The 24,324-nt window shown below is 64.8% G+C and carries 18 protein-coding genes; 11 read left to right on the forward strand and 7 right to left on the reverse strand.

Translation table 11 applies throughout. The features are described from left to right. Positions 1-4: 4 nt before the first annotated feature. Positions 5-823, forward strand: coding sequence for an NAD-dependent protein deacetylase (locus M2361_RS02105; protein ID WP_100856581.1), 819 nt, complete (start codon positions 5-7; stop codon positions 821-823). 138 nt (positions 824-961) lie between these two features. Here M2361_RS02105 and M2361_RS02110 read toward each other — a convergent pair whose 3' ends face one another. The 3 genes from M2361_RS02110 to M2361_RS02120 all read right to left on the reverse strand — a co-directional run bounded on the left by M2361_RS02110 (position 962) and on the right by M2361_RS02120 (position 4,871). Beyond that, positions 962-1,816, reverse strand: a complete 855-nt coding sequence (locus tag M2361_RS02110) for an inositol monophosphatase family protein (protein WP_259245996.1) — start codon at positions 1,814-1,816, stop codon at positions 962-964. Between the two features lie 196 nt (positions 1,817-2,012). After that, positions 2,013-3,482, reverse strand: a complete 1,470-nt coding sequence (locus tag M2361_RS02115; protein WP_100856579.1) for an NAD-dependent succinate-semialdehyde dehydrogenase — start codon at positions 3,480-3,482, stop codon at positions 2,013-2,015. Positions 3,483-3,608: 126 nt separating this feature from the next. Further along, positions 3,609-4,871, reverse strand: coding sequence for a 4-aminobutyrate--2-oxoglutarate transaminase (locus tag M2361_RS02120; protein ID WP_259245998.1), 1,263 nt, complete (start codon positions 4,869-4,871; stop codon positions 3,609-3,611). A gap of 96 nt (positions 4,872-4,967) precedes the next feature. On the opposite strand from M2361_RS02120, the gene M2361_RS02125 reads away from it, so the two are divergent. Next, positions 4,968-6,461 carry a PLP-dependent aminotransferase family protein gene (locus tag M2361_RS02125; protein WP_404976236.1) on the forward strand — a complete coding sequence of 498 codons (1,494 nt, stop codon included), beginning with the start codon at positions 4,968-4,970 and terminating at the stop codon, positions 6,459-6,461. 57 nt (positions 6,462-6,518) lie between these two features. Here M2361_RS02125 and M2361_RS02130 read toward each other — a convergent pair whose 3' ends face one another. Beyond that, positions 6,519-7,415: a DUF72 domain-containing protein gene (locus M2361_RS02130; protein ID WP_259245999.1), complete on the reverse strand. Its 897-nt coding sequence runs from the start codon at positions 7,413-7,415 to the stop codon at positions 6,519-6,521. 93 nt (positions 7,416-7,508) lie between these two features. Between M2361_RS02130 and M2361_RS02135 the strand changes: the two genes are divergently transcribed. From M2361_RS02135 to M2361_RS02165, 7 genes are all read left to right on the forward strand, one after another. Beyond that, positions 7,509-9,626, forward strand: coding sequence for an ATP-dependent helicase (locus M2361_RS02135; protein ID WP_259246000.1), 2,118 nt, complete (start codon positions 7,509-7,511; stop codon positions 9,624-9,626). 64 nt (positions 9,627-9,690) lie between these two features. Then, complete coding sequence (locus tag M2361_RS02140; protein WP_259246001.1) at positions 9,691-10,755, forward strand: magnesium and cobalt transport protein CorA; 1,065 nt, start codon at positions 9,691-9,693, stop codon at positions 10,753-10,755. A gap of 106 nt (positions 10,756-10,861) precedes the next feature. Then, on the forward strand, positions 10,862-11,548 hold the full coding sequence (locus M2361_RS02145; RefSeq protein WP_259246002.1) for a thermonuclease family protein: 687 nt from the start codon (positions 10,862-10,864) through the stop codon (positions 11,546-11,548). Between the two features lie 167 nt (positions 11,549-11,715). Beyond that, the gene (locus tag M2361_RS02150) at positions 11,716-13,950 is read left to right on the forward strand and encodes an ABC transporter substrate-binding protein (RefSeq protein ID WP_259246003.1); all 2,235 of its coding nucleotides are present in this window, start codon (positions 11,716-11,718) and stop codon (positions 13,948-13,950) included. Continuing rightward, on the forward strand, positions 13,947-14,924 hold the full coding sequence (locus tag M2361_RS02155) for an ABC transporter permease (protein WP_259246004.1): 978 nt from the start codon (positions 13,947-13,949) through the stop codon (positions 14,922-14,924). Before M2361_RS02150 ends, M2361_RS02155 begins: the two co-directional genes overlap by 4 nt. Before the next feature lie 5 nt (positions 14,925-14,929). Next, positions 14,930-16,438: an ABC transporter permease gene (locus M2361_RS02160; protein ID WP_259246005.1), complete on the forward strand. Its 1,509-nt coding sequence runs from the start codon at positions 14,930-14,932 to the stop codon at positions 16,436-16,438. Next, positions 16,435-18,129: an ABC transporter ATP-binding protein gene (locus M2361_RS02165; protein ID WP_259246006.1), complete on the forward strand. Its 1,695-nt coding sequence runs from the start codon at positions 16,435-16,437 to the stop codon at positions 18,127-18,129. Before M2361_RS02160 ends, M2361_RS02165 begins: the two co-directional genes overlap by 4 nt. A gap of 114 nt (positions 18,130-18,243) precedes the next feature. Here M2361_RS02165 and M2361_RS02170 read toward each other — a convergent pair whose 3' ends face one another. The 3 genes from M2361_RS02170 to M2361_RS02180 form a co-directional block, all read right to left on the reverse strand. Further along, positions 18,244-18,792 (reverse strand): MarR family winged helix-turn-helix transcriptional regulator, encoded by a 549-nt coding sequence (locus tag M2361_RS02170; RefSeq protein ID WP_259246007.1) that lies wholly within the window; start codon positions 18,790-18,792, stop codon positions 18,244-18,246. Positions 18,793-18,819: 27 nt separating this feature from the next. Next, positions 18,820-20,544, reverse strand: coding sequence for a collagen-like triple helix repeat-containing protein (locus M2361_RS02175; protein WP_259246008.1), 1,725 nt, complete (start codon positions 20,542-20,544; stop codon positions 18,820-18,822). A 381-nt stretch (positions 20,545-20,925) separates the two neighbouring features. Beyond that, positions 20,926-22,635 carry a ShlB/FhaC/HecB family hemolysin secretion/activation protein gene (locus tag M2361_RS02180; protein WP_259246009.1) on the reverse strand — a complete coding sequence of 570 codons (1,710 nt, stop codon included), beginning with the start codon at positions 22,633-22,635 and terminating at the stop codon, positions 20,926-20,928. Between the two features lie 487 nt (positions 22,636-23,122). On the opposite strand from M2361_RS02180, the gene M2361_RS02185 reads away from it, so the two are divergent. Beyond that, the gene (locus M2361_RS02185) at positions 23,123-23,953 is read left to right on the forward strand and encodes an MHYT domain-containing protein (RefSeq protein ID WP_259246010.1); all 831 of its coding nucleotides are present in this window, start codon (positions 23,123-23,125) and stop codon (positions 23,951-23,953) included. A 116-nt stretch (positions 23,954-24,069) separates the two neighbouring features. Continuing rightward, on the forward strand, positions 24,070-24,255 hold the full coding sequence (locus tag M2361_RS02190) for a Flp family type IVb pilin (RefSeq protein ID WP_100856567.1): 186 nt from the start codon (positions 24,070-24,072) through the stop codon (positions 24,253-24,255). Positions 24,256-24,324 lie beyond the last annotated feature (69 nt).

Genomic DNA, 24,324 nt, shown 5'->3' on the forward strand with positions numbered 1-24,324 from the left:
CAGGATGGACACGCAAGTTTCGGATCTGGCCGCGTTGCGCGGCTTTGTCGACCGCCACCCGCGGCTGTTCGTGTTGACGGGGGCGGGCGTCAGCACCGATTCCGGCATCCCGGACTATCGCGACACCGAAGGCGAATGGAAACGCTCGCCGCCCATGACCCTGCAAACCTTCATGGGCACGGAACTGGCGCGCGCCCGTTACTGGGCGCGCAGCATGGTGGGCTGGCGCCGCTTTGGCCAGGTCAAGCCCAACGATTCGCACCGTGCGCTGGCGCGTCTGGAATCGCGCGGCCGCCTCAGCGTGCTGGTCACGCAAAACGTGGACGGCCTGCATGCCGCCGCCGGTAGCCGCGATGTAGTGGACCTGCATGGCCGGCTGGACGAAGTGCGCTGCATGCAATGCGACTGGCGTGGCGGCCGCCACGACTGGCAAGACCGGCTGCAACACAGCAACCCCGCGTGGGCCTTGCTGGACGCCACCGATGCGCCGGACGGCGACGCCGACCTGGACGGCCAGGATTTCTCGCAATTCATCGTGCCGCCGTGCCCGCGCTGCGGCGGCATCGTCAAACCCGATGTGGTCTTCTTCGGCGAAACCGTCCCGCGTGACCGCGTCGATCGCGCCAATGCCGGGCTGATGAGCGCCGACGCGGTGCTGGTGGTGGGCTCGTCGCTGATGGTGTATTCGGGTTACCGCTTCGTGACGGCAGCGTCGCGCAACGGCATGCCCATCGCCGCCATCAACCTGGGCCGCACGCGGGCCGACAATCTTTTGACCCTGAAGGTGGAACAGCCTTGCGCGCTGGCGTTGGACGCGTTGTAAGCCAAGGTGTAACCGGCCGGTTTTTGACCGGTTTAAGCAAGTGCTTGCCCTGTCAGGGATTTTTCGCGCCGTTACAGACCTTTCCATAGGGTTGTCCACAGGAACTGTGGATAAATCCCTAGGGAATACCCGGGTTTTTCAGCCCTCAGCCCCTTCCAGCCCCTCGCCCAACAACGCTTTACGCGCGGCATGCCAACTGCCGGCGTCTGGCGCATACAACAAGCCGCCCGTGCGATGCGTGGGCTTGTAGGGCGAGCCATCGAAGCGCGCCGCGTAGCCGCCGGCTTCGCGGTGCAGCAGCCAGCCGGCGGCGTGGTCCCAGGCGGTCAGTTGGTTGTACAGCGCAATGTGGCAATGCCCGGCCGCCAGCATGCGGTATTCGTGCGCGGCGCAGCGTAGCGACGAGGTGCTGGCCAGGCGCGACAGGTGGCTGTTGACGGTGGTGCGCAGGGGCTCGGGCAGGGCGCCCGTGGAGATCAGCCCGTCCATGTCTTCCAGCGGCGCGGGGGCGGCCACGGTCAGCGGCACGCGGCGGCCGTTGTCGTATTCCATCCAGGCGCCTTCGCCGCGCACGGCCAGTGCGCTGTCGCGGTTGACGGGGTCGTAGATCACGCCGGCGATCACGTCGCCGCGGTGACAGGCCGCGATCATCATGCCGAACAAGGGCAGGCCCGCCACGTAGTTGCGCGTGCCGTCGATGGGGTCAATCAGAAAGGCCAGGTCGGCGTCGACCAGCATGTTCAGCAGCGCGGGGTTGCGCGCGGAGGCTTCTTCACCGATGAGCACGGCGCCGGGATGCAGCTTGGCCAGGCGAGCGCCGATCATGCGTTCGGCCGCTTCGTCCGCGTCGGTCACCAGGTCACGCGGCGAGCTCTTGCCTCGCACCGAGCCGTCGGGCAGGTTGCGAAAGCGCGGCATGACCTCGGCCAGGGCCGTTTCGGCCAGCACGGCGGCCAGCTTGCGGGTGTCCTCAAGGGAGAAGGTTTTGCTCATAGGGATCCATCCAGGGAACGCGCAAATCTATCACGCCTGGGCGGCATTTGATCGCGCTTCGCAAGTGACTGGATTGAAAGGACTTTTCCGGGCTGTGCAGGACTTATCGGCCGGGTTGTCCACAGTTGTTGGGGATAAGCGGCGTTGAAAACCGCTTATCCCCGGTGCGCGGCGAGCGCCGCGCACCGCTTGGGGCTCAGGCGCCCAGGTCCACGCACAGGTACTTGATTTCGAGGTATTCCTCGATGCCGTACTTCGAGCCTTCACGGCCCAGGCCCGACTGCTTGACGCCGCCGAACGGGCCGACTTCGTTGGAGATCAGGCCGGTGTTGATGCCGACAATGCCGTACTCCAACGCTTCGGACACGCGCCAGATGCGGGCGTAATCGCGGGTGAAGAAGTAAGCGGCCAGGCCGAAGATGGTGTCGTTGGCCATGCCGATGACTTCTTCTTCGGTGTCGAAGCGGAACAGCGGGGCCACCGGGCCGAAGGTTTCTTCGGTGGCAAAGCGCATCGACTGCGTCACGTCGCGCACCACGGTGGGTTCAAAGAACGTGCCGCCCAGCGCATGCGGCTTGCCGCCGGCAATAACCTTGGCGCCGTGCGAGGTGGCGTCAGCGATGTGCTCCTGCACCTTTTCAATGGCGTTCTTGTCGATCAGCGGACCTTGCGTCACGCCATCGGCAAAGCCGTCGCCGACCTTCATGGCTTCGACCTTGGCGACCAGGCGCTTGGCGATTTCCTCGTACACGCCGGCTTGCACGTAGATGCGGTTGGCGCACACGCAGGTCTGGCCGGCGTTGCGGTACTTGGAGGCCAGGATGCCGTCAACGGCGCGGTCCAGGTCGGCGTCGTCGAACACGATGAACGGCGCGTTGCCGCCCAGTTCCAGCGACAGCTTCTTGATGGTGGGGGCGCATTGCTCCATCAGCGTGCGGCCCACTTCGGTGGAGCCGGTGAAGCTCAGCTTGCGCACGACATCGCTTTCGCACAGGGCGGCACCGATATCGCGCGAGCTGCCCGTGATGACGTGGAACACGCCCGCGGGCACGCCGGCTTCTTCGGCCAGCACGGCCAGCGCCAGCGCGGTCAGCGGGGTTTGTTGAGCGGGCTTGACCACCATGGTGCAGCCGGCGGCCAGCGCCGGGCCGACCTTGCGGGTGATCATGGCGGCCGGGAAGTTCCACGGCGTGATGGCGGCCGTAACGCCGATGGGCTGCTTCAACGCCAGGAGGCGCTGGCCGGCCTTGGGGCTTTGCAGCACGTCGCCGTCGATGCGCTTGGCTTCTTCGGCGAACCACTCCAGGAACGAGGCGGCGTAGGCGATTTCGCCCGCGGCTTCGGTCACGGGCTTGCCCTGTTCGGACGTCATGATGGCGGCCAGGTCTTGCTGGTTCTGCATCATCAGTTGCGACCACTTCAGCAGGATCGCGGCGCGTTCCTTGCCGGTCTTGGCGCTCCAGGCGGGCAGCGCGGCTTGCGCGCTGGCGATGGCCTGTTCGGTTTCCTTGCGGCCCAGCTTGGGCACCGACACGATGGTCTTGCCGGTGGAGGGGTTGTCCACCGGGATCGACGCGCCGTTGCCGGCGCCGACCCACTTGCCGTCGATGTAGCAGGCGTCGCGCAGCAGATCCGGGCGCGACAGGGGATGAGTCAAAGCGGTCATTATTGAAGTCTCCTTGATGGGGATTCAGTGGGGCCAACAAGCACTAGCGGGCGCGGCGGAAAGATCCGCGACGCCCGCAATTACCGTGCCTGTGGCCCCCTGAATAAAGGGTTCAGGCCGTGAACCTTACGCTGCCAGTGCGTCGGACAGAATCGCCAGCGCGCGGTCGAATTGCGCGTCGGGGATGGTCAGCGGGTACAGGAAACGCAGCACGTTGCCATACACGCCGCAGCTCAACAGGATAAGCCCTTGTTCCAGCGCGCGCGCTTGCACGCGCTTGACGGCTTCGGCGTCCGGCTTGCCGCTGGCGTCGTTCAGTTCCAGCGCCACCATCGAGCCCAGGCCGCGCACGTCGGCAATGCCCGGCACCTTGGCGCGCAGGCCTTCCAGGTGGGCGCGCAGCTTCTCGCCCAGCACGTTGGCGCGATCGCACAGCTTTTCTTCGGCAATCACGTCCAGCACGGCGTGGGCCGCGGCAACGGCCAGCGGGTTGCCGGCGTAGGTGCCGCCCAGGCCGCCAGCCGCCGGGCCATCCATGACGTCGGCGCGGCCGACCACGCCCGAAATCGGGAAGCCGCCGCCCAGGCTCTTGGCCATGGTGATCAGGTCAGCCTGCACCGAGTGGTGTTCCATGGCGTACAGCTTGCCGGTACGGCCAAAGCCGGTTTGCACTTCGTCGGCGATCAGCAGGATGCCGTGCTCGTCGCAGATCTTGCGCAGCGCGGTCATCAGTTCGGGCGGGGTGATGTTGAAACCGCCTTCGCCTTGCACCGGTTCAATGATGATGGCGGCGACGCGCTTGGGGTCGATGTCGCACTTGAACAGCAGGTCCAGCGCCTTGAGCGAATCGGCCACGCTGATGGCTTGCGTGGCGTTGGGGAACGGCACGTGATAGATGTCGCCGGGCATCGGGCCGAACGACAGCTTGTACGGGGCGACCTTGCCGGTCAGCGCCATGCCCAGCATGGTGCGGCCGTGGAACGAGCCCGAAAACGCGATGACGCCCGAACGGCCGGTCGACGAACGCGCGATCTTGATGGCGTTTTCAACGGCTTCGACGCCAGTGGTGAAGAAGGCAGTCTTCTTCAGGCCGTCGATGGGGGCCAGGCGGTTGATGCGTTCGGCCAGCGAGATGTAGCTTTCGTACGGAACGATCTGGTAGGCCGTGTGCGTGAAGTTGTCCAGCTGCGCAGCGACGGCGGCCTTGACCTTGGGGTGCAGGTGGCCCGTGTTCAACACGGCGATGCCGCCGGCGAAATCGATGTATTCCTTGCCGTTGGCATCCCACAGGGTGGCGTTCTCGGCGCGCACCGCGTAGAAGTCGCACATGACGCCAACGCCGCGCGGCGTGGCCAGGGAACGGCGGGTATTCAGGTCTTGATTCTTCATCTCAGCCTCGATGAACAGGGTGGGCGGGAAAAACCTTATTTAATGCTACGATGGCCCCACTTGTGGGAACCACTTTGATAAAACAGGTAGAACCAATTGCGGTCCATTGTAGGTGACTTGCTGCTGCTGCGCCTGGCCGAGGCCTCCAGCGAGCCCATGAACAAGCGGCTGTATCGCGGCATACGCGAAGCGATCCTGGACGGCGCCATTGCGGCGGACTCGCGTTTGCCCGCTTCCCGCGACCTGGCTACCGAGCTCGGCATCGCCCGCAACACGGTGGTTCACGTCTATAGCCAACTGCTGGCTGAAGGCTATACGCGCAGCCGGCAGGGCAACGGCACCTTCGTCAACGCCTCGGTGCCCGATTCCTACCTGGCCAGCGGCCGTCGCCTGCGTCACCCTGCCCAGGCCCAAGCGGGCGCCGCGCTGTCGGCGCGCGGCGCGGCCATTGTGGATGGCGTGTCGGCCTCGCCCTACCAATGGGGCGCCTTCATGCCCGGCGTGCCCGACCTGACGGAATTCCCGCACAAGAAGTTTGGCCGCATCGTCAGCAGCCTGTGGCGCAACCCGTCGCCCGATCTGCTGACCTACGCGTACGGCGGCGGCCTGCCGGCGCTGCGTGAAGCGCTGGCCCAGCATCTGGCCTTGACGCGATCCATCGACTGCGACCCGGACCAGATCATCATCACCGAAGGCTCGCACCAAGCCATCGACCTGACCACCCGCATCCTGGGCGAAGCGGGCGAAACGGCCTGGGTCGAAGACCCCGGCTACTGGGGCGCCCGCACCATCCTGCAGGCCAACGGGCTGCACACGGTGCACCTGCCGGTGGACGAAGAGGGCATGCGCCTGCCCGAACCGGGCGGCACGCCGCCACGCTTCATATTCGTCACGCCGTCGCACCAGTATCCGCTGGGGCCGGTGATGTCCCTGACGCGCCGCCGCCAGTTGCTGGCGGTTGCCCGGCAAAGCGGCAGTTGGATCATCGAAGACGATTACGACAGCGAATTCCGATTCTCGGGCCGGCCCATTGCCTCGCTGCTGGGGCTGGAACCCGACGCGCCGGTCATCTACATGGGCACGTTCAGCAAGACGCTGTACCCGGGCCTGCGCGTGGGCTACCTGGTCTTGCCCAAGCCCTTGACCGCCGCATTCCAGGCGGCGCACGCCGAGCTCTACCGCGAAGGCCATCTGATGACGCACGCGGCGCTGGCCACGTTCATCTCTGAAGGGCATTACGCCGCGCACATCCGCCGCATGCGCATGCTGTACGGCAGGCGCCGCGCCATGCTGGTCAACCTGATCGAACGCCGCCTGGGCCCCGACTGGCTGCATCGCGACGCCAGCATGGCGGGCCTGCATCTGGTGCTGACCTTGCCGACGGACATGGACGACCTGCGCGTGGTGGACGTGGCGCGCGGCAAGGGCGTGCTGACGCGCGCGCTGTCGCGCTATTACGTCAACGCCGAGGGCCGGCGGCCGGGGCTGCTGCTGGGCTACGCCTGTGTGCCCGAACACGACATCGCGCGCAAGTTTGAAGTGCTGCTGGAAAGTCTGGCCGAAGTGGCCCGCAAGCCTGTCGCCGCCTGACGCGCCGGGTCAGGCAGGCCTATCAGAAAGGCCATCAGGCAGGCGGTCGGTTGGCCATCAGAAAGGCAACAGCGCGGTGGCAAAGGCCGCGGCGTTGCGCATGCCCTGGTCTTCGAAGTTGGTATTGAACACCGCATGCGCCTGGGCGCTTTGCGCGGCCAGGCGCGAGAAGCGCTCGGCCAGTTCCGCCAGTTCCTGTTCCGTGTATTCGTATTGAAAACGGCTGGACGAAGCGGGGCCGGACGCGTTCCATGCAGCCGCATTGCGGCCATGCAGGCGCAGCAAAGTCAGGTCGGGATGCGTGCTTTCCCACACCGCGGGCACCGTGTTGTCAAAGCCCTGCGGCGCATCGACCACGGTATGCACCACACCCAGATCGCGTTCAAACGCCAGCGTGTCGGCGATGGCCGCCGGGCTGTCGAACCAACTGCGATGGCGGAATTCCACGGATATCAGGTGCTCTTGCATGCGCTGCGCGCAATCGGCCACATGCGCGCGGCCTCGGGCGTCACGGCGGATCCACGGCGGAAACTGAAAATGCACCGCGCCCAGCTTGCCCGGCATGCGCAGCGGCTCCAGCGCCAGTTGATAGCGGCGCCAGAGTTCGTCGCGCAAGTCCTCGGGCATGTGGTGGTGGTAGATCATCGGTTCCGGCCAATCTTCCAGCTCGCGCGCAATGTCTTTGGGCAGCGCGGCAAGCGGCGTCTGGTGGCCGGTGAACAGGCGGAAGGCCTTGATGTTGAACACGAAATCGTCGGGCGTGCGCTGCGCCCAAAGATAAGCATTGTTGGCCGAGGGCAGGGCGTAGTAGCTGGAATCGATTTCGGCCATGGCAAAGCGCGTGGCGTAGAAACGCAGCCGCGCCTCGGCGCCACGCACGTCTGGCGGGTAAAAGCGCCCGCAGGCGAGCAGGGTGGGGTCGGTCCAGGAGGCGGTGCCGGTCAGGATACGCATGGCGACGGGGTGCAAGTTGGCGCGCGGGCAGGGTAGGGCTACGCTGCTATGATAGCTGGATAAATAGCCAGTCATTTGGCCTACTTTACCGTCATGTCCGACCACAATCCCCCTTTGAATTCCCGCCCCGACCCCTTAGCCGACCTGAACCCCGCCCAGCGCGAAGCCGCCGAATTCGGCGTCAGCGTGCCAGGGGGCGGGGCGGCGGCGGGCGACGATGGCCCTTTGCTGGTGATCGCCGGGGCGGGCTCGGGCAAGACCAACACGCTGGCGCATCGCGTCGCCCACCTGATCCTGAACGGGGCCGACCCGCAGCGCATGCTGCTGCTGACGTTTTCGCGCCGCGCGGCCCAGGAAATGGATCGTCGCGTGGGCAGCGTGCTGCAACGGGTCATGAACCTGCGCGGCTCGCAGCAGGCGCCGTCGCTGCCGTGGGCGGGCACTTTCCACGCCATCGGCGCGCGGCTGCTGCGTGATTGCGCGCTGCGCATCGGGCTGTCGGAAGCCTTCACCATCCACGATCGTGGCGACGCCGAAGACCTGATGGGCATGGTCCGCCACGAACAGGGCCTGTCGTCGACCAAGTCGCGCTTTCCCCTGAAGGGCACCTGCCTGGCCATCTATTCGCGCGTGGTCAACAGCCAGAGCCCGGTTGCCGATGTGCTGAAAACCTCGTTCCCTTGGTGCGCGCAATGGGAAGACGAGCTGAAGACGCTGTTTCGCGGCTATGTGGCGGCCAAGCAGGACCAGCAGGTGCTGGACTACGACGACCTGCTGCTGTACTGGGCCGAGATGATGTCGGACCCGGGCATCGCGGCGGATGTCGGGGCGCGCTTCGACCATGTGCTGGTGGACGAATACCAGGACACCAACCGCCTGCAATCCGCCATTCTGCTGGCCATGAAACCCGACGGCCGCGGCCTGACGGTGGTGGGCGACGACGCGCAATCCATCTATTCGTTTCGCGCGGCCACCGTGCGCAACATCCTGGATTTTCCAACGCAGTTTCCCAAGCCCGCCCGCGTCATCACGCTGGACCGCAACTACCGCTCGACCCAGCCCATCCTGAACGCCTCCAACGCGGTGATCGGGCTGGCAACAGAGCGCTTCGCCAAAGACCTCTGGACCGACCGCGCGTCGTCGCAATTGCCCGAACTGGTCACGGTCAGCGACGAAGCCGGGCAAGCGCGCTGGGTGGCCGACCAGGTGTTGGCGCAGCGCGAGGGCGGCGCCACGCTGAAGTCGCAAGCCGCGTTGTTCCGCACGGCCAGCCACAGCGCCGCGCTGGAACTCGAACTGACCCGGCGCAATATTCCTTTCGTGAAATTCGGCGGTCTGCGCTTTCTGGAAGCCGCGCACGTGAAGGACTTGTTGTCGCTGTTGCGCTGGGCGGAAAACCCGCGCGGCCGCATGGCGGGCTTTCGCGTGGCGCAGTTGATGCCCGGCATTGGCCCGGCCACCGCCGGCAAGCTGATGGACGCGATGTCCGCCAGCGCCGAGCCGCTGCGCGCCTTGCGTGAATTCAAACCGGGCGCGGCGGCGCAGCAGGAATGGGGCGCGTTCGCCGACACCTATGCGGCGCTGTGCGACCCCGGCCTGCGCTGGCCCGCCGACGTGGACCTGGCCTTGCGCTGGTACGCCGGCCAGCTTGAACGCCTGTATGACGACGCCCGCGTGCGCAAGACCGACCTGGATCAGTTGGTGCGGCTGGCGGCGGGCTACCCGTCGCGCGAACGCTTCCTGACCGAACTCACGCTGGACCCGCCCGACGCCACCAGCGACGAATCCGGCGCGCCGTCGCGCGACGAGGACTACATGATCCTGTCCACCATCCACTCGGCCAAGGGCCAGGAATGGAAGGCCGTCTATGTGCTGAATGTGGTCGATGGCTGCATCCCTTCCGACATGAGCACCGGCACCGCCGAAGAGATCGAGGAAGAACGCCGCCTGCTGTATGTGGCCATGACGCGCGCCAAGGAACGCCTGCAATTGATCGTGCCGCAGCGCTTCTACGTGCATCAGCAGACGGGCATGGGCGACCGCCACGTCTACGGGTCGCGCACGCGCTACATCACCAATGCCATGCTGCCGCTGTTTGACCACCTGCCCAAGCCGCCTGCGCTGGCCGACCTGCCGGGCGGGGGCGCGGCCAAAGAACCGCAGGCGCCCGCCATCGACGTGACAAAGCGCGTGCGCAGCCTGTTCTCATAGCCTGGGCTATCATCGCCCGATGCCATGAGTTGTTCGGCAAGGATCGCATTGCCAGAGGGTGTCCATGTCCGCTGAAGAGAATTTCGCCGACGTCCACAAGGGCGAGGTGGTTGCGTCGATCGCCTATGTGAACGGACGCCGCGACCGCGAAGTGCCCATCGACGAGGTCGGGCAATACATAGGCCAATACGGTGGCCAAAGTGACGACCAAAGCGCGGGCCAAAGCGACGAAAAAAAGCCGGGTCACGCACCCAGCATGCTGTGGATCGGCTTGCGCAACCCCACGCCTGAATTATTGGCCAGGGTGACCGGCGAACTCGGCGCCTGCGACAAGAACCAGGAAGAGATGCTTGAACCGCATCGGCGGCCCAAGATCATCGACTACGGCAACATGGTCCTGATCGTGACCATCACGGTCGAGGTCGAAGCCGAACGTCCGGTCTTCGGCGAAACCCAGCTCTTGATTGGCGACGGCTTTCTGGTCACCGTGCGGCGCGGCGCCACCGCGGCGCACAGCCCGCTGCGCGAACGGCTGGAAGCCTCGCCCGACCTGCTCAAGCGCGGCAGCGACTACGTGGCGTCCGAAGTGCTGGACTGGCTGGTCGATCGCTACGTGGCGGCGGCGGGCAAGATCGAAAGCGTGGTGGAAGGCGCCGAACAAAAGCTGCTGATCCGTGGCGCCAAGGATTCCGACATCCGCAGGCTGTACCGCCAGCGTCGCGATCTGTTGCGCATCCACACGGTGGTGTCGCCCATGGCCGAAATCTGCCGGCGTCTGGCGCGGGTCGAGATGTCTGCCGTGGACGAACATGCCAGGCCGTACTTCGGCGAGGTCGCCGACCGGGTGTTGCGGGTGGATGAACTCTTCAACGCCTTGCGGGAATCGTTGGCCTTCGCGTTCGAAGCCAGCTTGATGATCGGGCAGGCCGCGCAGAACGACACCACCCGCAAGCTGGCGTCCTGGGCCGCCATCCTGGCAGTGCCGACCGCCATTGCGGGCATTTATGGCATGAACTTCGAATTCATGCCGGAACTGAAATCGCCGTGGGGCTATCCCGTTACGCTGGGCATCATCGCGTCGATCTGTTCGGTCCTGTACTGGCGCTTCCGGAAATCGGGCTGGCTGTAGGCGGGCGGGCAATGGCGGGCGGCAGGGCCGTTTTCGCACGCGGTTTTTGCAAAATCGCGCCCCGCCTGTGGCACACTTGCCGCGTTTCTCATCTGGAGCCCAGCCGGTGCGTGGCAAACCCCCATTTCGCGGCGGCGGCAAGCTGACCGCCCTGATCGTCGCCCTGATCCTTGCGGCGGCGGGCGCCATCGTCAATTGGCTTCAGCCCTCGGGGCGCGGTGATTCCTCCCCGGCCTCGCGCCAACCCCAATCCCAAAGCACACCCGCGCAGCCGTCCACGCCTTCGTCGCGGCCCGGCCCGGCGCTGGCAGGCGGCATCCCCGCGGGCAGCTATACGCTGACCGGCGCGATCGTCAACGTGGCCGACGGCGACACCGTCACGCTGCGCGCGAGCGACGGCCAGCGCCGTATCCGCATGGACAGCATTGATGCGCCCGAAGAGGGCCATGGCGCCGATCAACCCGGCCAGCCCTACGCCGAAGCCTCGCGCAAGCATCTGGCCGACCTGGTGGCGGGCAAGACCCTGACCGCCCAGTGCTACGAACAAGACCAGTACGGCCGCGATGTGTGCGCGCTGATCCTGGACGACGGGCGCTCGGCCAACCGCTTGCAGGTGGAAGCGGGCTACGCCTGGGCCTACACCGCCAGAAAGGGCGCATACCTGCGCGACAAGGCCCTGCCCGGCCTGCAACGCCAGGCCAAGGACGCCAAGCGCGGCCTGTGGGCGCAGCCCGCCGCCATGCAGCCCTGGAAGTGGCGCTATGACTGCTGGCGTCAGCGCCAGTGCGGTTGATGCGGGCGAGTTCGCACCCATGTACTCCACGCACCGCACGCATCCCAGGCGATCCGCGCGATTCGCCCACCCCGCGCACCCCACGCACCCGCTAGGGGGATGCCTGGGTATGGGCTCTGTCCCGCGTTTGCTATTCTCTGTCGCAACGATTTGAAGGGAAGGTTTCCATGCTTGCTATGAAGCGGCTCGGGGCAACAGCCATGCTGATGTTGCTGGCGCTGGCGGGCTGCTCGCAAGAAAGCCCCATCAACAGCCCGTATCCGTCCGGCGCCGAAGGCCAGAACACGTTCTACTCCGCGTTCGTGCAGCGTTCGCCCAAGTACCTGGATCCGGCAAGCTCTTATTCCGGCGACGAAACGCCCTACACCTACAACATCTACGAGACGTTGTACGGCTATCACTACCTGAAGCGGCCCTACGAACTGGTGCCGCGCGCCGCGCAGTCCATCGACCCGCCCCAGTATCTGGATGCCCAGGGCCAGCCGCTGCCGGCCGACGCGCCGGGTGAATCCATCGCCGAAAGCATTTACGACATCAAGATCCGGCCAGGCGTGCGCTACCAGCCGCACCCCGCCTTTGCCCGCAAAGCCGACGGCAGCTACGACTACTACCCGCTTGCCGACGGCGAACTCAAAGACAAGTACTACATTCCCGACTTTCCGCGCACCGGCACGCGCGAGCTGACGGCGGACGACTACGTCTACGCCTTTCGCCGCCTGGCCAGCCCGCGCGTGGTGTCGCCCATCTATTCCGTGATGGCCGACCACGTGGTGGGCATGCAGGAATACGGCGACCGCCTGCGTCAACGCGACCAGGCCGTACGCCGCGATCTTCCGGGCGGAAGCACGGCCCCGTGGCTGGACCTGCGCGACGCCGACGGCTTTACCGGCGTCCAGGCGCTGGACCCGCACACGCTGCGCATCCGCGTCAAAGGCAAGTATCCGCAGTTCAAATACTGGCTGGCCATGACGTTCACGGCGCCCATCCCCTGGGAGGCCGACCGCTTCTATAACCAGCCCGGCATGGCCGAGCACGACCTGTCCTTGAACACTTGGCCGGTGGGTACCGGCCCGTACATGATGGCGGAATCGTTGCAGAACCGCCGCCATGTGCTCGTGCGCAATCCCAACTACCACGGCGAGGCCTACCCCTGCGAGGGCGAACCTGGCGACAAGGAAGCAGGCCTGTTGGCCGACTGCGGCAAGCCCACGCCCTTCATCGATCGCGCGGTATTCAGCCTGGAAAAAGAGGCCATCCCGCTGATCGGAAAATTCATGCAGGGCTATTACGACGTGCCGCAGATTGAACGCGGCGAGTACGGCGTGGCCATGCTGGTGGCCGCGGGCGACAGCCAGGACAAGGCCAAGCAGTACCGCGAGCACGGCATCCGGCTGCCGACCACGGTGGAAACCGCCAACTGGTACATGGGCTTCAACTGGCTGGACCCGGTGGTAGGCAAGGGCGACACGCCCGAGCAGGCGGAAAAGAACCGCAAGCTGCGCCAGGCCATCAGCATCGTGTTCGACTGGGAAGAATTCGTCACCGTGTTCGAAAACGACCAGGCCTCCGTGGCGCAAGGCCCGGTGCCGCCTGGCGTGCTGGGCTATCGCGAACCGCCCGAAGGTGTGAACCCGGTGGTCTACAACCTGGTGGACGGCAAGCCGGTGCGCAAATCCGTCGACGTGGCCAAGCGCTTGCTGGCCGAAGCGGGCTATCCCAATGGACGCAGCGCCGAAACCAATGCGCCGCTGGTGCTTTATTACGACGCCATGCAAGGCGGCGGCTCGAACCCGCGCTTTGACTGGATGCGCCGGCAAATGGCCAAGATCGGCGTGCAACTGGACGTGCGGTCCACCGACTACAACCGCTTTCAGGACAAGATGAAGCGCGGCGCGGCGCAGATTTTCCTGTGGGGCTGGAACGCCGATTATCCCGACGCCGAAAATTTCCTGTTCCTGCTTTACGGCCCCAACGCCAAGGCGCGCGGGGGCGGCGAGAACGCGGCCAACTACGACAGCCCCGAATTCAACAAGCTATTCGAGCAGATGAAGTTCCTGGACGACGGCCCGGAGAAAGAACAATTGATCGCCAAGATGGTGGCCGTGGTGCAACGTGACGCGCCCTGGATGTTTGGCTATTTCCCCATGTCGGGTGGCGCGTACCAGCAGTGGGTTGGCAACGCCAAGCCCACGCAGATGGTGCGCAACACGCTTCAGTACATGAAGATTGATCCACAACTGCGGCAGCAGAAGATCGACGAATGGAACGTCCCAAGGTGGTGGCCGATCGGCCTGTTCGTGCTGCTGTTGGCGCTGGCGATCTGGCCGTCGTACGTCGCGCTCAAGCGCCGTGAACGCCAGACTGCCTTCGGCCCGGCCGTGAAGAAGGAGCATCAATCATGATCGGCTACGTAATCCGCCGGCTGCTGTATGGCGTGCTGATCCTGATTGGCGTCAACCTGTTCACGTTCATCCTGTTCTTCGCGGTCAACACGCCCGACGACATGGCGCGCCTGGCCATCGGCGGGCAACGCGCCAGCCAGGACGCGGTGGAAAAATGGAAGGTCGAGCGCGGCTACGACAAGCCGTTGTTCTTCAATGCGCAGGCGCAGGGCACGGCGCAACTGACCGACACCATCTTCTATCAGCGCTCGGTGCCGCTCTTGGCCATGGAGTTTGGCGCGTCGGATAGCGGGCGCGACATCGGCCGCGAGATCCAGACGCGGATGGGGCCCAGCCTGGCGCTGGCCGTGCCCACCTTCGTTCTAGGCTTGTTTGTCAGCATCGTGTTTTCACTGACGCTGGTGTATTTCCGCGCCACGCGGCTGGACTTCTGGGGCGTGGTGGTGTGCGTGCTGCTGCTGTCGATATCCAGCCTGTTCTACATCATCGCGGGGCAATGGGTGTTCGCCAAGCTGATGCGGCTGGTGCCGTTCTCGGGGTTTTCGGGCGGGCTGGACGTGGTCAAGTTCCTGGCGCTGCCGGTGCTGATCGCCATCATTTCCCGCCTGGGCCCTGAAGCGCGTTTCTACCGCACGCTGTTCCTGGAAGAAATCGGCAAGGACTACGTACGCACCGCGCGCGCCAAGGGCCTGGCCGAGCGCGTGGTGCTGTTTCGCCATGTGCTGCGCAACGCCATGCTGCCCATCCTGACCAGCACGGTCGCCGCCTTGCCGCTGCTGTTCATGGGCAGCCTGATCGCCGAATCGTTCTTCGGCATTCCCGGGTTGGGCAGCTACACCATCGACGCCATCAACGCGCAAGACTTTTCCGTGGTGCGTGCCATGGTGTTCCTGGGCGCGGCGCTCTACATCGTGGGGCTGATCCTGGCCGACATTTCCTACACGCTGGCTGACCCCCGCGTCCGATTCGAGTAGCCGCCATGCCCAAGATCGTCTTCCTGTGGACCGACATCGCGCTGTGGCTGATGGTGCTGAGCGCGCTAGCCTACCTGTGGCACGTGCGCCGCAGCCCGAACCTGCGCGCCACCTGGGGGCGCGTGGCGCGCGACACGCCCGCCATGTGCTCGGCCGTCATCCTGGCCGCGTTCACCGTGGTGGGGCTGCTGGACTCTATCCACTACCGGCCGCAACTGCCGCCCGCGCCAGGGGCCGCCGCCAATGCCGCGCCCATTTATGCGCCCGTGGTGAAGTCCGCGCTGGACGGCCTGTTGGCCGGCACGGTGCTGACGCAACCGGAAAGAAATTACTCGCAGCCCCTGGCCACGAAGCTGTTCCTGAAGGAAACCATGCTGGTGGACGACAAGCCGGTGCGCGATTTCCCGCGCCTGCGCGGCGCCGCCACGCATTTGACCGACCCAGACACGCAACATGTGGGCGATGTCTTGAAACGCCTGGGGTGGGGCGTGGCGGGCGGGCTGGTCGTGGCGCTGTTGTCGGCTGCCGTGCTTTACGCCTGCCTGGCGCGCCACCTGGGGTCAGCCTCGCACGCGGGCCAGGTGTTGCTGCGGGGGGAATCCGACGTGCCGTGGCGGGCCATGGCAATCACCTTTGGTTTGCTTTGCATGACGGCCGGCGCGCTGGCGGGGCTATCCAGCGGCTACCACGCGCTGGGCACCGACCGCATCGGCAACGACGTGTTGTGGCAGGCGCTGAAGAGCATCCGCACGGCGCTTGTCATCGGCAGCCTGACCACCATCGCCATGCTGCCGCCGGCCATTATTTTTGGCATCGCGGCGGGCTACTTTAAAGGCAAGGTCGACGACGCCATCCAATACCTCTACACCACCATCACGTCGATCCCCGGCGTGCTGCTGGTGGCCGCCTGCGCGCTGATGATGCAGGTGTATATCGACAACCATGCCGACCTGTTCGACACCTCGGTTGCGCGGGCGGACCTGCGGCTGTTCCTGCTCTGCATGATTCTTGGGCTGACCGGCTGGGCGGGCCTGTGCCGCCTGCTGCGCGCCGAAACCTTGAAGCTGCGCGAGCTGGAATACGTGCAGGCGGCGCGCGCGTTTGGTGTGTCGCACTGGCGCATCATGACGCGGCACCTGCTGCCCAACGTGGCGCACCTGGTGCTGATCACCGTGGTGCTGGAATTCTCGGGCCTGGTGCTATATGAAGCCGTGCTGTCCTACCTGGGCATCGGCGTGGACCCCAGCATGAATTCCTTTGGGTCGATGATCGACGGGGCGCGCCTGGAAATGTCGCGCGATCCCATGATCTGGTGGAGCCTGATGACCGCTTTCCTCTTCATGCTGGCGCTGGTGCTGGCGGCCAACCTGTTTGCCGACGCCGTGCGCGATGCCTTCGACCCGCGCACCCGCCGCTACAAACCCAGCCGCCTGGCGCGGATGGGCAGCGTGTTCGGCCGCCGCCAGGTGTTGGCCGCCGAACCGCGCGCCTCGAAATCGGGAGAAGCGCCATGAGCTCGGATACTCTCTTGCTGGACGTGCGCGGCCTGGAGGTGGACATTGCCGGCGAATCCGGCATGACGCATGCCGTCAAGCGGCTGGAACTGGCCATTTCGCAGCGCGAGACATTCGCGCTGGTCGGAGAATCCGGCTGCGGAAAAAGCATCACGGCCTTGGCGTTGCTGCGCTTGCTGCCAGACGCCGGCCGCATCGTTGGCGGGCAGATCGACCTGGACGGGCAAGACCTGAACCGGTTGCCCGAAAGCGCGATGCGCGGCGTGCGCGGCGGCCGTATCGGCATCATCTTCCAGGAGCCGTCCACCAGCCTGAACCCGGTCATGCGCGTGGGCGACCAGATCATCGAAACCCTGACGGCGCATACGCCCTTGCGCGGCGCGGCGGCGCGGGCTCGCGCCATCGATTGGCTGCGCCGCGTGGGCATCCCCGAACCCGAACGGCGCGTGGACGACTACCCGTTCCAGTTTTCGGGCGGACAGAAGCAGCGCGTCATGATCGCCATTGCGCTGGCGGCCGAGCCGCTGCTGCTGATCGCGGACGAACCCACCACGGCGCTGGACGTCACGGTGCAGGCGCAGGTGCTGGACCTGCTGGCTGACATCCAGCGCGAAATGGGCATGGCCGTGCTGCTGATCACGCACGACCTGGCCGTGGTGAAAAACGTGGCGCATCACGTGGCGCTGATGCGCGGCGGCGAAATCGTTGAAAGCGCCAGCGCCGAAGAATTTTTCCGCGCGCCCAAGCACCCTTACGCACGGCAATTGTTCGAAGCCATCCCCACCTTCGCCAAGCGTGGCGCGCCGCTGACGGCGCAGGCGCGTGATGCCATCGCGCAAGACGGCGCGCAGCGAGCCACGCCGCGCGCGGCAGGTGGCTTGGTGCTGGATGTGCAGGATCTGAAAGTGCATTACCCCGTGCGCAAGGGCCCGTTGCGGCGCATCGTGTCCTGGGTCAAGGCCGTTGACGGCGTAACGTTTTCGTTGCGCGCGGGCGAAACGCTGGCGCTGCTGGGCGAGTCCGGCTGCGGCAAGACCACCACGGGCAAGGCGCTGCTGCGGCTGATCGACGGTGCACGCATCTCCGGCCGCGCGATGCTGCAAGGCAAGGACGTGCTGTCGGCCGACCGCCGCACGTTGCGCGATCTGCGGCAAGACATCCAGATTGTGTTCCAGGACCCCTACGCATCGCTTGACCCGCGCATGCGCGTGGGCGACATCCTCGACGAGGGCCTGGCGTCGTTGCGACGGGGCATGAGCCAGCAGGCGCGCGCCGCGCACGCCGCGCAGTTGATCGAGCGCGTGGGCTTGCCGGCCAACACGCTGACGCGCTATCCCCATGAATTCTCGGGCGGCCAACGCCAGCGTATCGCCATTGCGCGCGCGCTGGCGGTGGAACCCAAGGTACTGATCTGCGATGAACCCACGTCGGCCCTGGATGTGTCGGTGCAGGCGCAAATTCTGGACCTGCTGCGCGAGCTTCAGGCCGAATTGGGCATTGCGTATCTCTTCATCACGCACAACTTCGGCGTGGTCGAGTATCTGGCGGACCGCATCGCCGTCATGGATGGTGGCCGCATTGTTGAGCTGGGCGAGGCCGACACCGTGTTGCACGCGCCCCGCCAGGAATTGACGCGCCGGCTGCTGGCGGCGGTGCCACGTCTGGAGTTCGGTACGCCCAGCGCGGCTTGAACCGGCGCTTCAGCGCTTGTTGAATAGTCATCTCCCGCATCCATGAAAAACGCGCCCTGATTGCTTGAAATCAGGGCGCGTGGTCAGTCGGCGTCGCGGCATACGCCGCCGGGTTTACAGATCGTCGCGATGGGCGTTGGGCGTTTCCAGCCAGACCAGCGTGTCGTGCCTTAAGGCGCGCACGCATTGCGCCAGGAAGGCATGCACGGTTTCCAGCTCGACCGTGTCGTAGCGTCGCGCCATCAACATCACCGCATCCGCGACCCATTGGCGTTCCTGCGCCAACTGCTGGCACTGTTCCTCAACCGGCCGGATCACGATCATCCGGCGATCCAGCGGGTGGCGGCCACGCTGCACATAGCCCGCCGCCTCCAGCCGATTGATCAAGGCGGTGGCGCCGCCCGAGCTGATGCCCATCAGTTGGGCAAGCTGCCCGGTCGGCAAGGCGTCGAACTCCATCACCAGTTCCAGCGCTTTCAAGTCAGCCAGGGGGATACCCAGCTTTTCCGCCAGGGCCGACTGGCACGCGGTGTTGTACACCGAGAACTGTCGACCCAGCATCAGGGCGATATCGTCAAGCGTTCCCGGTCGCAAGTCACTCGTGCGGGATTCAGGCATCAGGGTCACATGCTCGTGGTGAACCATCGTTTCTTGTTGCAGCATGATGTCGCTCCGTAGCGGATAGATCGATTACTTCTGTGCCGACAAGCCGCCGAGCAGACCGCCCAGCAAGCCGCCGTTGTTGGTGCCGCCTGCCGTCGTACCGCCCGTCAAGCCGCTTGTGACGCCACCCAGCAAACCACCCAGCAAGCCGCCATTGGCAGCCGTGCCCGCACCGGCCGCGCCACCGGCGCCGGCACCCGCGCTGGCACCCGCACTGGCGCCTGTTCCCGTTGTGGCGCCGACCGATACGCCGCCCGCCACGCCACCCAGCACGCCGCCCAACAGGCCACCTCCCGCAGCGCCACCGGCGCCACCCGCACCGCCCGCGGCGCCACCAGTCACGCCGCCCGTCACGCCGCTCAGCAAACCGCCCAGCAGGCCGCCATTGGCCGCGCCGCCCGCTGTGCCGCCCGTCGCACCGCCCACGGCACCCGTTACACCGCCCAAGAGGCCGGTCACCGGCGCCAGCAGGCCAGCCACGCCGCCCGCGGCCGGCGTGCCGCCGACGCCGCCGACGCCGCCCAGGATGCCGGTGATGGGGCTGAGCAAGCCGCCCGTGCCGCCACCCGTCAGGCCTCCCGTGACGCCGCCCAGGCCGCCGGTCAACGAGGCGACCGCGCCGGTCGCGTTGGCCAGCGTGGCGCCCAGCGGGTTGGTATTGCCCGGCGTGGCGTGGAGCAGGCCACCGGCGCTGGCGACCGCGCCGCCCAGGCCTTGCAGCACCCCATTCAAGCCAGCCGTGTTGCCAGGCAGCGTGCTGCCGGCCCCGGCGACCGTGCCGCCCAGGCTGGAGAGCAGCCCGGCCACCGGTGCGCCCAGATTGGTCGTGGCGCCTACTTGCTGCGTCAGGTTGGTCACCACGCCGGCAACCGGCGCGACGTTCACGTCCAGCGCCGCGCCGACGCCGCTCAGTGCGGGTTGCAGGCCCAGGGGCAAGAGGTTGTCCGCGGCTTTGCCGGTGTTGGACAAAGCGGGTTGCAGCACGGGGCTGCCGGGGCCGTCCAACACGCCGCCCGTCACACCACCCAGCGCTTGGGTAACAGGGTTCAGCAAGCCGCCCTGGCCCGACAGGCCAGCGGTCAGCGCGCCCACGGCATTCGTGGCGTTGCCCAGCACGGTCGTCAAGGGCATGGGGTTGGCGGGATCTGCATTCAACAGGTCACCCGCGCTGGACACGGTCTTGCCCAGGCCATCCACCAAGCCGCCTACGCCGCTGCTCAAGCCACCCGGCAGGCCGGTGCCCTTCAGGGTGGTGCCCAGGTCGCTGACCACGCCGCCCGCTTGCGTGGTGATGCCATCCACGGGGGCGCCCAAGCCGGTCGTGGCGCCGATTTGCTGCGTCAGGCCAACCACGGTATTGGCCACGGGCGCTACCGTGGGATCCAGCGCCTTGCCGACGCCGCCCAGGGTCTCGCCCAAATTCAAGGGCAGGGTGTTGTCGACGGCGTTGCCGGTGTTACCCAGGGTGGTTTGCAGCAAACCTGCCGTAACGGGATTGACCGGGGTATTGGGGTCCGTGCCGCCAGGGTTGGTCGGGTCCGTGCCGCCGGGGTTGCTGCCGCCCGGATTGCCGCCGCCCGGGTTGCCACCGCCCGGGTTGGTCGGAATATTCGTGCCTGGCAGGCCGGCTGATTTATCGCCGCCGCCGCCGCCACCACCGCCGCAAGCGGCCAATGCGCCAGCCAAGGCAGTTGCCATCACGGTGGCGGTCAAAATACGTTGAATGCGGCTTGCTTCAATCTTCGAAACCATGACGAGCTCCTCGGGTGGATGGTCTAGGCAAAGAAACTGCCCGATACGGCTCTACATGCATAAACCGTGCCAAGATTTTTCAGAACCCGAGGAGGTGTGTTGCTAAGTCATGTTTTCTTTTCCAAAAAATCCTTGTTTATCAATGAGTTGTTGTTTGTGGACCAGGGTTTGTACTAGCGTTCGATGATCGCAAGTTTGCGACCACATAAACCCTGCGAATGTTACGAATGGCCGGTAATTCGACGTTACGTTACGGGCAACGTTACGTAACGCGGCGTGGGGAATCTTCCCAAATAAATCGACGCCCGTGACGTGGGTGCGCCCATGAAAAAGCGCCTGTCGAAACAGGCGCATTACCAGAGCGGAGGACGGGCAACCGAGTCAGAAGGCGTCGTAGAACAGCGAGTAGTTGGCGTTGAAGCGCACGTCGCGGTCGTTGTTGATGGTGGCGGAGCCGATCGGCTTGGCCACGTTGAAGTCGAACAAATAGTATTTGTCGTCCGTGAACCGCAGGCCCAGCGCCACGGATGACAGGTGCCGCTGGTTCAAGGCTTGCAAATCCTTGTTGTTGTACCAGGTGCGGGAGTAGTCGATCAGCGCGTATGGCTGGACGCTGGACAGGTATTCCCACCCAGTGCCGAAGCGCCGGTTGACTTCGGCCGACACGCCCACGCCTTTGTCGCCGCTTTGTTCGCCTTGGGGGTATCCCATGGCATAGCGCCAACTGCCGAACGATACCTGTTCCGAAGACGGCAATATATTGCTGGAATACTGCGCCGCGCCAGAGAAGATCAGGCCAAACTGGGCGGGTAGGGCGAACGTTTGTTTGGCATTCAGGTTATAGCGGACGAAATCCAGATCCAGAATGGGGGTGGCTGAATAACCATAATTGGTGGAAATGTCCTTCTTGGCGCCCGCCGCGTCAAACCCCTTGGATACGCTGCCGCTAATGTCCGAAGTTTGGCTTTCAGAAACCTGTATATATCGTAGTTCGATATTAGCGGCACGCACGCGCGCGTCTTGTTGCAACCAACGATCCGAATTGCGCGCTTCATATCGGTCTTTGGAATTGGCCGCGTACATACCCACCGTGCCGGTAAGTGAACGCCTGTTGTTCAGCAATATCGGATAGCTGACGCCGATACCGATGCGGTCATTCTTGACGCGCCTTTCAAACCCCAGGTATTCAATCGCGTCGTCCTGGGGTTTGGCGTCATAGTGGTATCCATCCACCTTGACCGCCAAACCGTCTGGCCCGATGGGTACGCTGATCTCACCCATGACGTATTTGACGTCGTCGGTATTGAATGGCACCGACGCCGTCAGTTTGACCTGTTCGCCCAGCGGCGTGAGGCTGTTGGTGCCCATATTGACCAAGGGCTGCATCCCGGTACCCAGGTCGGCGATGCCACCCGACAAACTGAACGGGTGGCGCGTGGCCGCCAAGACCAATTCAGTTGCGCCATCCGCGCGGCGGGGCAGATCCAGGCTGGGTGTGAACTTCACGCCGGGCACGGTCCGCATCAGATTCAATTGGCGCTCAAGCGTGGCTTGTTTCAGCGGACGCTCTTCTGTGAGCGGGCCGGCCAAGGTGTCCAGACGCCCCTGGGCGTTGCCGATATCGCCTTCGATCCGGACATTGGAAATGAAGCCCTCAACCACGGTCACCACCACCAGGCCATTGGCGAACGTCTGGTTCTGCACCAGCGCGAAAGACAGCGGATAGCCCTTGTCGCGGTACAGCTGCGTGATCTTGTCGACTTGCTGGACCAGGTCGCCCAGGCTGATTTCCTTGCCCGACAGCGGGCTGAGTATCGCGGAAACTTCGTCGAAGGGAATGGCGTGCACGCCGCTTACGTCAAAGTTCAGCGGCACGATGCGTTGCGCCAGCCTGGCCTGCAACGCCAACTGTTCGGGCGTGGCGGTTTGCACAACGGGCGGCGGCTGCGTGGCGCCGGGCGGCCTTTCAAGCTGGGGCAGGGCGTCAACGGGGTTGCCCCGTAGAGGGCCATCCGCCCGCGCCTGCGCGCCGAAGGCAAAGATGCAGATAAGGGCGAGGGTAAGCGAACTTGCCGGGTACGTACGTCTCATTGCCTAGGTGTCTCGGTTTCCGCCGACGCCGTCCCAATGAATATTCGGTATTGCCGATATATTGAATATATAAAGGGACACAACGTTGGTAAACGCGCTTGGTGCGCCGCGGGTAGTATGGGGCCAATGACGATTAGTAATAACAATTTATTTCTTTGTGACCATCCGGGCACGACAGGATTACAACATATGGAAATTCTCAGGAACGAAAATATTCACGATATATAAGGGTTAACTATGGTTTTTTAATCAGATTGGCGCGAATTTTGCTGTATCGGTTACAAGTCTGTAGCCGCATTATCGCGAATATAGGTAATAACCCTGATGTGTATTAAATGTTAATAGATAAGACTATATAAACGTATCAAAAACACATCGGTTATGAGCCACCGGGAGTCCACAAAATGGGCACGCATCACCCCAATAATGCTTGGCGCGATCAACCGATCCCGCACTTTGGTTTCCGGCGCGTTTGCTGGGGCAGTTCATGAACCCCGGCGATATCGTTCCGCTATCTTTCAACGGCGGTCTGGTCGCTCTGTCATTCCTGACGGCGGTGCTGGGTTCGTATGTCGCCTTGTTGGCGGCGGCCGGCATCCGCACTGAAACCCAAGACGGTGATATCCGCATCGGTTACATCATCATTGGCGCCGTGGCGATGGGTGGCGTGGGTATCTGGAGCATGCACTTCATTGGCATGCAAGCGCAAAACCTGCCGTTCGACGTGGGTTATCAAGTCGGCCTGACCGTACTCAGCTTCTTCGTCGCCGCGGGCTTCTCCGGGTGGGCATTCTGGTATGTGGGGCGCGCGAACTTCACGTTCGGCCGCTGCGTCATGGGCGGCTTGGCCGCTGGGCTGGGGGTTGCCGCCATGCATTATCTGGGCATGGGCGCAATGCGCATGCCCGCCGTGTTGCTGTGGAATTTGCCCATTGTCGTTTTATCGGTGCTTATCGCCGTAATTGCCGCTTCGGCCGCGCTGTGGCTGGCTTTCAATACCCAGAACGAGTTTCAGCGCGGCGGCGCAGCCATTCTGATGGCGGTGGCCGTGTGCGGCATGCATTACACCGGCGCGGCGGCCGGCACCGTCATCTGCACCGCCCCTCGCGACAGTTCCAGCCTGCAAATTGGCGGGGTCATGCTGCCCTACATCGCTTTCGTGCTGTCCGCGCTCATGTTGCTGATCATGCGTTGGCAATTGCAGCGGGCATCAAACCGATTCCGCGCGCGCATGGCGCAACGGATCGACTCTTTCATTGAATCGGCGCCTGTGGCTGAACCAGGCAAGGCGCCCGGCTCCACGCTGGGGCCGGGTTAGCAGGGCCCGGTCTGCGAACGAATGCGGGGCATTCGCAAAGCAGAAATACCGGGAATAGGGGGTCGGCGCCGCATCGCGGATCGGCTCAATTATCAAGCGAGTGTTAGGAGCTCGAAATGAAAGCGAAACTTGCGCAGTTCTGGAACGACGAAGACGGCATCACCGCCCTGGAATACGGGCTGATCGCAGGTCTGGTGGCAGTGGCCCTGATCGCTGCCGTGGGCACTTTCACTGATGCCCTCGGCGACATGTTCACGGGGCTCGGCGGCAAGCTCGATACGGCCGGTGGCGCGGGCGGTTAATCGTCCTGCTGTGCTACGCGTACCGCGACGGCTCAATCAATGTGGCGAGTCATCGCGGTACGCGGTCTG

The organism is Achromobacter sp. JUb104 (assembly GCF_024806975.1).
Classification (GTDB): domain Bacteria; phylum Pseudomonadota; class Gammaproteobacteria; order Burkholderiales; family Burkholderiaceae_B; genus Achromobacter; species Achromobacter spanius.

What these genes read in the sequence shown, in the direction of transcription:
- M2361_RS02130 (WP_259245999.1), bottom strand. Translation starts at nt 7,415, where the DNA reads ATGCGTATCCTGACCGGCACCGCCTCCTGGACCGACCCCACCCTGCTC.
- M2361_RS02165 (WP_259246006.1), top strand. Translation starts at nt 16,435, where the DNA reads ATGAGCTCGGATACTCTCTTGCTGGACGTGCGCGGCCTGGAGGTGGAC.
- M2361_RS02105 (WP_100856581.1), top strand. Translation starts at nt 5, where the DNA reads ATGGACACGCAAGTTTCGGATCTGGCCGCGTTGCGCGGCTTTGTCGAC.
- M2361_RS02110 (WP_259245996.1), bottom strand. Translation starts at nt 1,816, where the DNA reads ATGAGCAAAACCTTCTCCCTTGAGGACACCCGCAAGCTGGCCGCCGTG.
- M2361_RS02160 (WP_259246005.1), top strand. Translation starts at nt 14,930, where the DNA reads ATGCCCAAGATCGTCTTCCTGTGGACCGACATCGCGCTGTGGCTGATG.
- M2361_RS02175 (WP_259246008.1), bottom strand. Translation starts at nt 20,544, where the DNA reads ATGGTTTCGAAGATTGAAGCAAGCCGCATTCAACGTATTTTGACCGCC.
- M2361_RS02155 (WP_259246004.1), top strand. Translation starts at nt 13,947, where the DNA reads ATGATCGGCTACGTAATCCGCCGGCTGCTGTATGGCGTGCTGATCCTG.
- M2361_RS02115 (WP_100856579.1), bottom strand. Translation starts at nt 3,482, where the DNA reads ATGACCGCTTTGACTCATCCCCTGTCGCGCCCGGATCTGCTGCGCGAC.
- M2361_RS02120 (WP_259245998.1), bottom strand. Translation starts at nt 4,871, where the DNA reads ATGAAGAATCAAGACCTGAATACCCGCCGTTCCCTGGCCACGCCGCGC.
- M2361_RS02170 (WP_259246007.1), bottom strand. Translation starts at nt 18,792, where the DNA reads ATGCTGCAACAAGAAACGATGGTTCACCACGAGCATGTGACCCTGATG.
- M2361_RS02180 (WP_259246009.1), bottom strand. Translation starts at nt 22,635, where the DNA reads ATGAGACGTACGTACCCGGCAAGTTCGCTTACCCTCGCCCTTATCTGC.
- M2361_RS02140 (WP_259246001.1), top strand. Translation starts at nt 9,691, where the DNA reads ATGTCCGCTGAAGAGAATTTCGCCGACGTCCACAAGGGCGAGGTGGTT.
- M2361_RS02135 (WP_259246000.1), top strand. Translation starts at nt 7,509, where the DNA reads ATGTCCGACCACAATCCCCCTTTGAATTCCCGCCCCGACCCCTTAGCC.
- M2361_RS02190 (WP_100856567.1), top strand. Translation starts at nt 24,070, where the DNA reads ATGAAAGCGAAACTTGCGCAGTTCTGGAACGACGAAGACGGCATCACC.
- M2361_RS02150 (WP_259246003.1), top strand. Translation starts at nt 11,716, where the DNA reads ATGCTTGCTATGAAGCGGCTCGGGGCAACAGCCATGCTGATGTTGCTG.
- M2361_RS02185 (WP_259246010.1), top strand. Translation starts at nt 23,123, where the DNA reads ATGAACCCCGGCGATATCGTTCCGCTATCTTTCAACGGCGGTCTGGTC.